The sequence below is a fragment of the Methanonatronarchaeum thermophilum genome (genome assembly GCF_002153915.1).
GTDB lineage: Archaea > Halobacteriota > Methanonatronarchaeia > Methanonatronarchaeales > Methanonatronarchaeaceae > Methanonatronarchaeum > Methanonatronarchaeum thermophilum.
This window is the reverse complement of the sequence record NZ_MRZU01000003.1, coordinates 305,001-317,500: the sequence shown is the minus strand read 5'-3', so window position 1 is coordinate 317,500 and position 12,500 is coordinate 305,001. Positions and strand designations below refer to the sequence as shown.

The 12,500-nt window shown below is 34.2% G+C and carries 11 protein-coding genes (2 of these 11 cut by a window edge); 6 read left to right on the top strand and 5 right to left on the bottom strand.

Going from position 1 to position 12,500, the window contains the following annotated elements; all coding sequences use genetic code 11:
• Window positions 1-1,290, top strand: the 3' portion of a protein-coding gene (locus tag AMET1_RS02895; protein ID WP_086636980.1) for a PAS domain S-box protein. 1,221 nt of this gene lie to the left of the window's left edge; 1,290 of the gene's 2,511 nt are visible here — the last part of the coding sequence; the start codon falls outside the window, past its left edge; it ends in the stop codon at window positions 1,288-1,290.
• A gap of 231 nt (window positions 1,291-1,521) precedes the next feature.
• Here AMET1_RS02895 and AMET1_RS02890 read toward each other — a convergent pair whose 3' ends face one another.
• The 3 genes from AMET1_RS02890 to AMET1_RS02880 all read right to left on the bottom strand — a co-directional run bounded on the left by AMET1_RS02890 (window position 1,522) and on the right by AMET1_RS02880 (window position 5,178).
• A complete protein-coding gene (locus AMET1_RS02890; protein ID WP_143406824.1) occupies window positions 1,522-2,628 on the bottom strand; it encodes a type IV pilin in 1,107 nt (368 codons plus the stop codon).
• 673 nt (window positions 2,629-3,301) lie between these two features.
• Window positions 3,302-3,838, bottom strand: a complete 537-nt coding sequence (locus AMET1_RS02885; RefSeq protein WP_086636978.1) for a chemotaxis protein CheW — start codon at window positions 3,836-3,838, stop codon at window positions 3,302-3,304.
• Between the two features lie 2 nt (window positions 3,839-3,840).
• On the bottom strand, window positions 3,841-5,178 hold the full coding sequence (locus tag AMET1_RS02880) for a methyl-accepting chemotaxis protein (protein ID WP_086636977.1): 1,338 nt from the start codon (window positions 5,176-5,178) through the stop codon (window positions 3,841-3,843).
• Between the two features lie 152 nt (window positions 5,179-5,330).
• Between AMET1_RS02880 and AMET1_RS02875 the strand changes: the two genes are divergently transcribed.
• From AMET1_RS02875 to AMET1_RS02865, 3 genes are all read left to right on the top strand, one after another.
• Window positions 5,331-6,413 carry a GNAT family N-acetyltransferase gene (locus AMET1_RS02875; RefSeq protein ID WP_086636976.1) on the top strand — a complete coding sequence of 361 codons (1,083 nt, stop codon included), beginning with the start codon at window positions 5,331-5,333 and terminating at the stop codon, window positions 6,411-6,413.
• A 675-nt stretch (window positions 6,414-7,088) separates the two neighbouring features.
• Window positions 7,089-7,844 (top strand): ZIP family metal transporter, encoded by a 756-nt coding sequence (locus AMET1_RS02870; RefSeq protein ID WP_086636975.1) that lies wholly within the window; start codon window positions 7,089-7,091, stop codon window positions 7,842-7,844.
• Between the two features lie 166 nt (window positions 7,845-8,010).
• Window positions 8,011-9,099, top strand: coding sequence for an ATP-grasp domain-containing protein (locus tag AMET1_RS02865; RefSeq protein WP_086636974.1), 1,089 nt, complete (start codon window positions 8,011-8,013; stop codon window positions 9,097-9,099).
• 77 nt (window positions 9,100-9,176) lie between these two features.
• Here the strand turns inward: AMET1_RS02865 and AMET1_RS02860 are convergent, their stop codons facing one another.
• Window positions 9,177-10,379 carry a proteasome-activating nucleotidase gene (locus tag AMET1_RS02860; RefSeq protein WP_236629430.1) on the bottom strand — a complete coding sequence of 401 codons (1,203 nt, stop codon included), beginning with the start codon at window positions 10,377-10,379 and terminating at the stop codon, window positions 9,177-9,179.
• 101 nt (window positions 10,380-10,480) lie between these two features.
• Between AMET1_RS02860 and AMET1_RS02855 the strand changes: the two genes are divergently transcribed.
• Window positions 10,481-10,870, top strand: coding sequence for a multiprotein bridging factor aMBF1 (locus AMET1_RS02855; protein WP_086636972.1), 390 nt, complete (start codon window positions 10,481-10,483; stop codon window positions 10,868-10,870).
• Between the two features lie 145 nt (window positions 10,871-11,015).
• On the opposite strand, the gene tatC is transcribed toward AMET1_RS02855, so the two are convergent.
• The gene (tatC, locus tag AMET1_RS02850) at window positions 11,016-11,798 is read right to left on the bottom strand and encodes a twin-arginine translocase subunit TatC (RefSeq protein WP_086636971.1); all 783 of its coding nucleotides are present in this window, start codon (window positions 11,796-11,798) and stop codon (window positions 11,016-11,018) included.
• Window positions 11,799-12,084: 286 nt separating this feature from the next.
• Here tatC and pyk point away from each other — a divergent pair, with 286 nt between their 5' ends.
• A protein-coding gene (pyk, locus tag AMET1_RS02845) for a pyruvate kinase (protein ID WP_086636970.1) crosses the window boundary here: on the top strand, window positions 12,085-12,500 show its beginning. The gene runs 973 nt beyond the window's last position; the window shows 416 of its 1,389 coding nt (coding positions 1-416); the start codon lies at window positions 12,085-12,087; its stop codon lies off the right edge, out of view.

Below are 12,500 nucleotides of genomic sequence, written 5' to 3'. Positions count from 1 at the left end.
GCTACAGGACTCTCCCTAGAGGAACTTAAAAACCGTAAATGCTACCAAGCATGGGGTATAAACCAAATTTGCAATAACTGTCCCGTGGATAAAGCGATAGAAACCGGAGAACCAGCAGAAGCCGAACTAAACTCAGAAAACCAAGAACACTGGCCTAAAGACTCTAGACATTGGCTAATTAAAGCGAATCCGGTCAAAAACGACAATGGAGATGTAATCGGAGCTGTTGAAGTAGCAGCAGAAATAACAGAGCCCAAAAAAATGGAAAATGAGATAAAACAACGCAAAAATCAATTGAATACAATTTTAAACAATACGCGCGACGTAATATGGTCTTTAAACTGGCCAGAGTTAGATTTAAACTACGTCACTCCTTCAGCTGAAAAAATATATGGTTATTCTCCTGAAGAAATTGAACAAAATCCTGAAATATGGCAGGAAATAACTCATCCTGAAGATAGGCACTTGAATCAAAAAGCCTTTGAAGAGGTTATAAAAAAAGGAGAGGCGGAAAGAACCACACGAATAATCACCAAAAACGGTGATGTTAGATGGGTGAACGATAAATCCAAAATGATATATGACAAAAATGACGAACCAATAAGGATTGATGGAATAGCAAGAGATATCACCCACCGAAAAAAAGTGGAAGAGAGGGAAAAATTCCTCCACAGCCTACTACGACACGATGTCCAAAACAAATGCCAAGTCGTCCAAGGATACCTACAACTATCTAAAAACTATGAAATCCCCGAAGAACTCAAAGAATATCTATCAAAAGCTGAAAAAGCAACAAGAGACAGTGTAGAACTGATCGAGAAAGTAAGAACACTAGGACAAATAACCGAAAAAGAAGAACAAAAACAAAAAGACATAGACACAACCATCGAAAGTGTAGTCACAGAACACAAAGACCAAGCCAAAAACAAAAACATCGAGATACAACACGAAAATATAGATAGTAAGGTTATGGGGGGGCCGCTCCTACAGGAACTATTCTCTAACCTGGTTGAGAACTCGATAATCCATTCCCAGGGAAACAAAATCAAGATCTCAGGAAAACAAACAAAAAAAGAATGTATCATCACTATAGAAGACGACGGCAAAGGAATACCAGACAAAAACAAAAACAAAGTCTTCGAGAAAGGATACCAGAAAGGAGAATCCGGAGGAACAGGACTCGGACTATACCTAGCCAAAAAAATAACAGAAAACTACAACGGAACCATAGAAATCAAAGACTCAGAACTGGGCGGATCAAAATTCCAAATAAAACTAAAAAAACTCTAATAACCTCTATTCATCTTCATTCTCATCATAAAAACATAAAACAACCAATATACCAATAATCTAAAAGATAGATAGAATCAACAAACAAATCGTATTATGTAAAAACAAAACTCCAAAAGTCATATCAGTTAGAATACTTACCCTAACCAATAGAAGAAATAGAGAAACACCTAAACCACACAATCAAAATACCAAAACTATAAAAAAACACCAAACCTGAAGAATTCAAAATCAACACTCAAAATCCGTTGAATTATAATCACCACCTGAACTTGTGACAAGAGAACAACTAATTAATTCACCTCCATCCTCATCAAACAAAGAAACATCAATCTCAACCTCATCAATAAACACAGAAGATACTGAAACCTCAAGATCATCACTATACTCATCACTATACTCACCAATATCGTAATCACTATCACCAAAAAATAAACCTGGTGTTTCTGCCCCTAAAACTACTTCATCAACCAATCCATAATCATTAACATCATACTCAGTTAGAGTGACAGTATAACTTGTAAATAGAAAACCTGACTGTTTATCAACATCTATAACCAATTTTTTAAAATCTACGTCTTCTTCAAGTTCTTCTAATACCTCAGTCTCGCTTGAAGCAAGCAATACATCTCTATCAGAAGATTCATACAAGGAAGCGTTAATCACATCACCCTCATCAAGCCCATCAATATAATCTGAATCAACTTCAATTTCATGGAGATCTGGATCTTCTAAATCATCTGTATATTCTTTGTCTTTATCTTGGTTTTCTACAACTAGATATGGCTCTGCATCTTCAAAGTCTAATTCTATTGTTAAATTTTTATCATCTTCACGTAAAGTCTCTATTTCTATTGATGCATCTATTTCTATCTCTTCGATTCCAATGACTTCTGTTTCTAAAACTGATACAGATTCACCAGTTTCTCTGTCTACAAACATTATTTCAATTTCTGTTTCTCCAACCAAACCCAAATTTTCCTGAATAAACGATTTATTTATCTCTATTCTTTCTCCAACGGATAATCTATCCCCACTGAAATTCACAAATTGACCCGAATCTCCAAGATTTTCAATTCTGAACTGATTAGTAGGTTCAGATAAATCTGTAACTACTAAACTAGTTTCATCAACAAAAAGGGAATCCCCGAACTCATGTAGTATAATAATTTCACTATCTTCTTCAGCAACTTCATCAACAGATAGAGAGGTTTGAGGTGGGTAATCAGGTGATCCAATACTGCCAAAAACAAAAGCAGAAACAATACCAAAAAAAACTACAACAACAGCTAACATTAAAATAACACCTACAACATGGCTAACCCCTTCTTCATCCAAACTACCAAAACAACCTCTCAACAAACAAAACACCAATAAATAAAAGCTATTTGTAAATTAACATACAAAAACATATAAAACTAACATCAAACACTCAATATCCAACAAAACAAAAAACCAAATAAAACTATAAAAACTAAGAAAAACACTTAAACAAAAATATTTGAGCTTCAGAAAACTACAAAAAAATTAATTTAAAAAAACAAGTGGTCCAAGCTATAGAAATACTATATAGGTATATGTGTTTCCCTTTAGCTGTCCTAACTTTTTTTATCCATTCTTATTTTTTTATTGATCTGGGTTAGTTAGTTGTATTCTAATCCCGTTTTTAAAAAAATTTTAACTGTCAAGTATTTTAATATTTAGTGTTAATTAGTCTTTATTAAATTTTTGTAGGTTTTTCGTTTCTATATGACGGTTAAGTTGTTTTTATAGGTTGTTTTGGTTTTTTTAAATTTTTTAGTGGTTTGTTTTTTCTTCCGTTGTTGATTAATCTTTCAAGTTAAGGTATTTGTTTCACAGCTGTGGAAATAAAACCACAGCTGTGGAAATAAAACTCCGATTTCTTTGCTTAAACTCTCTTGATTCATGTTTCATTGTTTCTTTATTTTAGATTTCCTTGGGTTCTTGTTTTTGGAAAACCATTTAGAGCTATTCCTTTGTTTCCAAGTTTTTAAGTTTCTTGTTTTTCTTCCGTTTCTTTTTGTTTGTTTTCTTTGGCTGCTATTTTATCTAGTTTTAGCATTTCTTTTGGGTCTAGCCAGATTCTGAATTTATCGTTGTCTTCGTTTTTTATAATTCCTTTGTACATTCTTGTATTGGCTGCTATTTTTGATTCAAACCGTTCTTTTTTTATTGTGTTGACTTTTTCTACGTTTGTTACCAGCCAGGCCATTCTCCCTTTATCTTCTATGAGATCGGGTTTAAGCATTATTATTAGGTTTTTTGTGACTCCGTTTTCTTTGATTATATCTTTTTCTCCTTTTTCTTCGATTCCTAGTATTTTTTTAGGGTTTATTACCGTTGTTGTTTGTCCTCTTAGGTCTATTACTCCTTCTATGTGTTCTGATGTTTTTGGTAGTGGGGTTATCTTACCTCCCTCTACTATCTCGGTTACATCGAAGATGTCGACGCAATAGTCTTGGTTTCCTAAACTGAATTCTAGGACTTGTACTGTTTCGTATTTTTTTTGGTTGGTTTGGGAAGACATTTTTACACTAATCGTTTTACAGTTTCGTTTATTTCTTCAACTTTTGATGCTGATTCTTCGTTGGAAGCAGCGACAGATTCTATTTCTTCTGCAACTTTCTTTGATTCTTCAACTAGCTGGTCTGTTAGACTGGCTATTTCTTCTGTTGATGCTGCTTGGTCTTCTGTTGCTTTTGAAACTTCATTTATTCCTTGTGATGTTTCTCTGACTGATTCTGTTATATCATCCAATATGTTCATTGCTTCTTCAACTTGATCTATTCCTTGTTCTACTTGTGTAGTTGTTTCTTCTAGGCTTTCTACTGTTTGTGTAGTGTCTTTTTTGATTTCTTTGACCATTTTTTCTATTTCGTTTGCGTGGTCTTGTGATTCTCCTGCTAGTGATTTAACTTCATCTGCAACTACTGCGAATCCTTCACCTGCTTCTCCTGCTCTTGCGGCTTCTATACTAGCATTTAAAGCTAGTATGTTTGTTTGGTTTGCTATGTTGTTGATTATTTCAACTATATTGTCGATTTCGTTTATTCTGTCTTGGAGTATATTTATGTCTTTGACAACTTCCGTTGTAGAGTCATCTATTGAGTTCATTTTATCTATAGCTTCATCTGCGGATTCTTGACCTTTATTAGATAGTTTTTCTGCTTCATCACTTGTACTGGCAACCTGATCAGCGGTTGAGGCGATTTCTTCTACTGTAGCTGACATATCTGAGACTTCACCACTCACTTCCTGCATAGATTCAGCCGAGCTTTGTGCATGATTACTTATTTCCTGAGCGTTTTCAGCAATACCTGAAGTTGCCTCTTGAACTTCACCAACACTAAGCTCAACTTCTTCAGCAACCTCTTTTTGCCTTTTAAGTTCATCCTCTATTTCTTCTCTTTTCTCCCATTGATTGACATGACTGTGTATAAAAGTTATAATAGTTTCTATCAAGTCTTTTTCTTCATATAGCCAAGGACCAATATCTTCTTGCGGCTTATCTTCGGTATAAATCATCTCTATTGATACATTTGTTCCATTATCCGTTTCAAGCTCGGTTCTAAGTGGATTAGATGTCTCCATGTAATTTGGAGATTTAAATTCATCATCACCAACAATTATTTTAGCTTCAGCCACATCTGGATATTGAAACCACTCAGATAATTCATTAGAATATACATCTGCGAGCTCCCCAACCTCTTTATCTAACACACCGAACAATTCATTAGCTCGAGTTATAGCTTCTAATTCTTTAGTCCTCTCTTCCAAAAGGAATTTCGCTTCTTCCTCAGTAAGTGAACTTAGCCCGCTATCTACACTTGAGTCCAACTCAGCCTTACTTTCGTGTGTTTTACTCATAGTAAAAAAAACTTTATTTAATTTCTGTTATAAATAGGTAGTTAATAATTATCATTTTTAATAAAACATATTACAAATAGGTAGTTAATAATTACAATTTTAAATAAAATTAAAAACTATATAATACATAATAAAACCATGGGAGATATTTTTTGGTTTCTGAAAACCTGAAGATTAGAGAGATGGAAGATGGTGAAAAATCAAGAGTTTTAAGAATAGCGAGAAAAACAATCCCGTTTTTCTACTATCTATTTACAAAGTACAACCTTTATTCTTCAGACCCTATTATTATAGTAGCTCTAAAGAAAGATGAGATCGTTGGAGCAAGTATTTTCGACACTATAGAACAAGGAAACCGTAAGATAGGTCAAATCGATTATATATTCGTGGATCCCTCCATTCAAGGTGAAGGAGTAGGTAGTAGGTTATTTGAGAAAACAGAAGAATTTTTCATTTCATTGGAAGTTGATGAGATTTTTTCAGATGTAGAAGGATACAACTCCCCATCTTGGAAGATACATGAACAAAAAGGCTATTCTAGACTCCGGCTGTCTGAACAAATCAAGTTATGGGGATATAGAACTCCTTTGATCTGGTTTTTAACTTTTTATTTTTTAGCGCTAGGGCACAATCTATTATGGAAGGGGTTGAATGTAGAAAAACCAGAGAGAAATACAAACTTTCTTGAACCGATAAGTATTGTGTTAATAATAGCCTTGATAGGAACATTAGGGATTAACGGGTTTTTAAATTTTTCAATATGGGTTTTAGCCATTCTCGTATTAAATATATTAGTTTACGAAGGTATTAGTTGGGTAACTGGCAAAAACCTTGGTTATAAACCAGAATTCAGGTCTTGGGAAAATGGAATAACACTTAGCTTGATAATCGGATTTTTCGGAGGATTTGCTCCTGTTTACGGATCCACATATCTTTCAGAAAAAGGATTCAACCACCATAAAAACCCTGAAGTTATGGGTAAAATGACAGCAATGTCCATTCTCGCTGGACTATCACTAACTACTGGCTTTATGATAGCAAGTCAACTAACAAACATACAAATTTTAGAAACAGCAACAATCATTAGCTTAATTTTCTATATATTTCAATCCATACTGATATTCGCCCCATTCGGAGTATTAAAAGGAAGACAACTATATCGATGGAGCCCAAAAATCTGGTTTATTTTCATGGCTGCAGGAATAGCCCTAACCACAATTTTGATTATTCAATAAACAGCAACCTAAACAATACACATCTAATATAAAAATCCATTATAGGTTTATTAGGTATCCTAGAAGGAGTAATCACAAAAAAATTAGCTATCAAAAAACCGGAATAAACAATCAAACATAAAATAAACATACAAAAACAAATAAAAACAAATAATCCTTAAAGAAATAGCCTATAAAACTAAAGCCACTCGGTAGATTGACAGTCAACGTAATAACATCTCTTTCTGAACTACACCTACTCCCTGAAGGAACCATAAAAACAAATAAAAATCACTTAAAACTAATATCTACGTAATTATACCCACTATAGGACTATTATTAATCCAATGAAAACATAAACTTAAAAATAACTTGGATAAAAACATTTTATACTCAATTTTGAGAGTTTAAAGATTTTAATTATAAAATCAGGAATATTGTATTTATTGAGATTTAGATTTAAAAGTGATATACCGAAGTTGTTTCTAAGATTTCTTTTAGTAATTTTTTAAGTAATTTATTTTTGTTTTTTTATTTGATTGGTATAAAATGGTATTTTAATATACTGGTGGTTGTGAAAAGCTTTGATTGGCTTTCTCTATTTTTTTTGGGTTGGAGATAAAGAGAATTTATTAAAATATAATATAACTGGAAGAATAATTAGAGTAAAAACTATCGAGGAATGTTGAATCAATAATGTTTGAGTATCTAGCAATTATCACAGTAATAGGATTGTTGAGCGGTGTATTAGGTACTGGTTCTGGTGGTTTATTTGTCGTGTTGTTTAAGCGAATTAAAGAAAGTAGTTTAAGTGTATTGTTAGGTTTTTCTGCTGGTGTGATGGTTGCTATAACATTTGTTGAGTTAATCCCTGAATCGATTGAGGAAGGATCATTATTTACAGGTTTGGTTGGCCTTGTTTTAGGTATAGTGGTATTAGGTTTCTTGGATTTTAATTTTCCTCATAAACATTTTTCTTTTGATTTAAATGGTAGTGCAGAAAAAGCCAAACAGTTGAAAACTGGATTACTTCTCAGCGTAGGTATTGCTATGCATAATCTGCCTGAAGGAGTAGCTATCGGTACTGCATTACTTGTAAATTTTGAGGTTGGTGTTACTCTAGCAGTTTTAATGGCTATTCATAATTTTCCTGAAGGGATGGCGGCTGCAACTGCTATGGGTGTTGGTGAAATAAAGAACTCTAGGATATTACTTGTAACCGCTTTAGCAGGTGTTCCAATGGGAATTGGAGCCTTTATAGGAGGTGCTTTAGGAGGCGTATCAGAGATAGCACTATCAATTAGTCTAGGATTTGCTGGAGGAGCGATGTTATACATAGTATTTGATGAACTTATACCAGATTCACATCGAAGGGCAACAGGACACACCGCAATAATAGGAATCTTGTCAGGAATAGTAATCGGAATTACATTTATAGAACTACTCCATTAAAATTAAGAAAACTATCGTAAGTTGTGATTTTTAATAACTTGTTTTTTTATTTCTTGGTTAGTACAGATTTTTTTTATTGTGTTTTGAATTTGTTTTTCTTTTTTGTTGGGGGTTGTAGGGCGTATTTTCGATAAAATAAAAGTTTATTTAGAATAATTTATAGGCTATGTCTGTTTTGATTGTTGGAGGGGGTTTACAGGGCTTTGAACTTTGTTACCTCGCAAATAAATCTAATAGGAATTCAATGATTGTTGATCGGAAGGCCAATCCAATAGCTCGATCAATTTCGGATGGATTTTTTCAAATTGATATAACTGATCAATTCACAAAGTTCAGGGAATTTGCAAGGGATTTTGAGTATATTGTACCGGCTACAGAGAATCAAGAAACATTAAAACTGTTGCAAAAAAAAGATAGTGAACTTAAACCAGAGATACTATTCGACTTTAACTCTTTCTTCATGATGTCCAATAAAAAACAGATGTACAATGAGTTGGAACCTTTTGTAGATATTCCTCCAAAGCAAACTGAATCGGAGCCTCCTTGGATATGTAAGCCAACATATGGTAGTGGTAGTCAAGGTGTAAGGAAAGTAAATAAGAAACAGCAGGTTGAAACCATTGGAACTGACTACCTTGTTCAAAAATATATTGAGGGAAAACATTACTCTACAGAAGCAATATCTCGAGATGGAGAGACATTTGAATACGTAACAACCGTCCTAGAGTTTGATGAGAGTTACGGGTGTTGTAGAATTATTTGCACTCCAAAGATCTCCACCGAGATATTAAAAGAACAAAGTGAAATAATCAAAAAGATAACTAATAACCTAAATATAAACTATTTATTTGATATACAGACAGTTAGAAACAATAAAACATATCTAATAGAGGTAAACACAAGATTTCCAAGCCAAACACCGATAGCTGTATATTGGGCGACCGGTATCAACCTACTAGAAGAGATGATAAAACCAGATAAAGGCTTTGAAACCTACTCAAAGAAAATTGAGGTAGATCCAGTGGTTTTTGAGCACTTTAAAATCGATGATGAGGTTACAAATATTGGGGAGATACAACTCATAAATTCTCAGAACTATAGAAAATACAGTTTCGACCATTGTGAAGAATTATATCTCGGTGAACTGCCTGACGGTTCAACTGTTGGAACGGTGATATTTAAATCAAAATCTATGGAAGAACTGGAGCAAAAAAGAAGTAGTTTCTATAGTGAAATAAGAAAAGAAATAAACTGAATAAAAAACTTTTTTTATTTTTTTTAGGTTAAAAATAATTAAAATAGAGATAATGTAAAAGGGAGTGGAAATGGGTTTTAGGCAAACATAAGTCCTTCTGTTGACCCACTTATCTCGTCTCTTGGAGCACTTCCTTTTACTTTATCAATTGCTTTAACGAAGTCTTTCATTTGTATTTGTTCTCGGTCTTCTCTTACGGCTAACATACCTGCTTCGGTTGTTACTGCTTTTATGTCTGCTCCTGAACTTCCATCTGTTAATTTAGCAAGTTCTTCTGTTTTTACGTCATCAGCTAGATTCATGTTGCGTGTGTGAATCTTGAATATCTGTTTTCTTGCCTCTAATTCAGGTAGTGGTACTTCGATTAACCTATCGAAACGTCCAGGCCGTAGTATAGCGGGGTCAAGGATGTCGGGTCTGTTTGTTGCTGCAATTATTTTTGTTTCCCCACGTTTATCGAAGCCATCCATCTCGGATAGTAACTGCATTAATGTTCTCTGCACTTCTCTATCTCCGGAGGTTGAGGATTGTTGTCTTTTAGCACCTATTGCATCTAATTCATCGATGAATATTATGCTTGGACTTTTTTCTTCAGCTAGTTTGAAGACCTCTCTAACAAGCCTTGCACCTTCTCCAATGTATTTTTGAACCAACTCACTACCTACAACTTTTATAAAGTTTGCATCGGTTTTTTGGGCTACTGCTTTAGCCATCATTGTCTTACCGGTGCCAGGTGGTCCATACAATAATACTCCTTTGGGTGGTTCTACACCGACTTTCTTGAATTTATCAGGACAGGTCAATGGTAGTTCAACCGTTTCTTTTAGTTCCATCAACTGTTCTTTAAGACCGCCTACATCCGAGTAGGCTATGTCTGGGGAGGTTATTACTTCCATACCGTAGACACTGGGGTCTTTGGAGGAAGGTAGTCTTTCGACAACCCCTAAAGACTGTTGGTTTAATGAAACTCGGGTTCCAGGCTGTATATCACTGTCATCAATGATGTTAGAGCCATCAACAACAAACTTAGGACCAGTAGTGCTTTTAACAACAATCTTACCGTCGTTTAGAACGTCTAATATTGTCCCCACCACTAGAGGTGGTTTTTTCATGCGTTCAAGCTCGCTTTTAAGCTTCCTAACCTCTCTTTTAAACTTAATCTTCTTATCTTCCTCATCCTTCATCCGACTTTCTACATCTTCTTTCTCGTTCTTCAGATCATCATATTTATTTTCTAGTTGTTGAACTCGGTCAAGCAGATATCTATGGAATTTGTCCATGTCTTCTTCGTTTCTCTCTTCATTCCCCATATTAGACTCCCGGGGAAAACTTAAGGCTTTCAGGCATATATTTTTGTTGTAGTTCTTTGGTGGCAATTAAAATGCAGTGTGAAATATGTGGTAAAGATGCCGAAACTACCGTGAAAGTGCGTGTCGAAGGATCCGAAATGCAAGTATGCCTTAACTGTAAAAGTCTAGGCCAAGAAATACAGAAAAAACCCAGTAAAGAAAAAACCCAGAAAATAACAGTTAAAAAGAAAACTTCCCAAAAAAGAAAAAGCGTATACGACGAAATGGATCAAATAATACCTGACTATGGAGAGGCAATCAAAAACGCAAGAGAAAACAAAGGCCTAACCCAAGACGAACTCGCAGACAAAATAAACGAAAAAAGCTCAGTCATAAGTAAACTAGAAAACGAAAAAAAACTACCAGAAGAAAAAGTTATCAAAAAACTCGAAAGCTTCCTTGAAATAAAACTAAGAGAATAAAAAAACAATACATCAACACCTACCTACAAAGAAAACAACTCTATAAAAACTTACTTTATTTTACTTTATTTTATTTTGTAGTGGACGCTGTTTTTGGATATATAGATGTTTTGTTTTAGTTTGGGGTTGTATTGGTTTTTTGTTTTTAATCTATTGCTACAGCTCTGGATGTTCTTCTTTTTTCAGCCCATTTTGCTGCTATTAAGCTTATTTCGAAGAAGGCGAACAGTGGTAGTGCAACCATAAATTGGGTTATTATCGTTGGGCCTGTGATAAAGGCTGATAAGACCAATATTATAACATATATGATTTTTCTTTTGGCTTTTATTGATTCGTAACTCATTAATCCGGATCGTATCAATAGGTTTAGGAATATTGGCATTTGGAATGTTAATCCGAATCCGATTACGAGTAAAGCAACCAGCTCAATAAACTTGCTTATTGTATATGTTATCCGCATGTCTGGGTCAACCATCTCCGTCATTAAAACAAGTGCTTCAAACGTTAATGGAGCCATCAAGAACCAAGCGTATGCAGCGCCTACCGAAAAAAGTACTACAGATAAGATTGCAAGAGTGAATACTTCTTTTTTAGTGAAGTTTAACCCTACATTGATTCTTTCGATTCTTTCGTCAATTGCTTGGTATATATAGTATAGGATTAATGGTAGTGTTACAACTAAACCGAATAAAAAACCTAGTTTTATCTGTAGCACCACTAGCTCCAGAGGCCCGATATATATGACTTCAACGTTGTTTTCAACCATTGAGAGCATTTGTGCTTCAATTATCGATAGGGCGGGATATGTAAGTAGATATCCTACTGATGAAGCTACAGCTGCAACTATTAATATCTTTAATAGGTTGGATCTAACACCTTTAAGAACTTCATCTATTTCTTCCAACGTCTGTTGATAACCCTTAGACAAAACGAATTACCTCACGCAAATCTATTTTTTTAGGTTTTTGCATAGATACAACTATATCTATATTTAATCAAAATCTTAAAACAAAATAATCCTCTTTATATAATAACCTATCCTATCCACCATTATGAGGCCAACATAATTTTAGGTAAATATGATTATTATTCAGGATTAGTATCGATGGATATAACTTACTAGCATTCATCCACACGGCTAGAGCCGATGGGCTTCTGCCTTGCTACCACTGTAATTAAGGATTTTGAAGTAGTATCTGTAAGTATATGTTTAATTGGTTTTGATTGGTTTGATTAAGACTAAAATTGTTGTTACATTGGGCCCTTCGACGGATAGTAGGGATAAGATAGAGTTGTTAGGTAATGAGGGGGTTGATTGTTTTAGAGTGAACACTGCTTATGGTTCTATAGATAGTTATTCCTCTATTTGTAGAGATATTAAAGAGCTTACCGATGTTCCAATTATGTTTGATTTAAAAGGACCAGAAATTCGTTTACATACGGATGGGGCTAAGGAAATTGCTGTTGGCGATATTTTTGAAGTAGGTTTTAACCCAGAAAGTGATTTTTATTTCAACCATGATTTTGGTAACCAAATCTCTGTAGGGGATCGGTTGTTTATCGATAATGGAGAGTTAGAAACATCTATAAAAGAGATCTATGAGGATAAACTTGTTTTAGAAATTAAGGA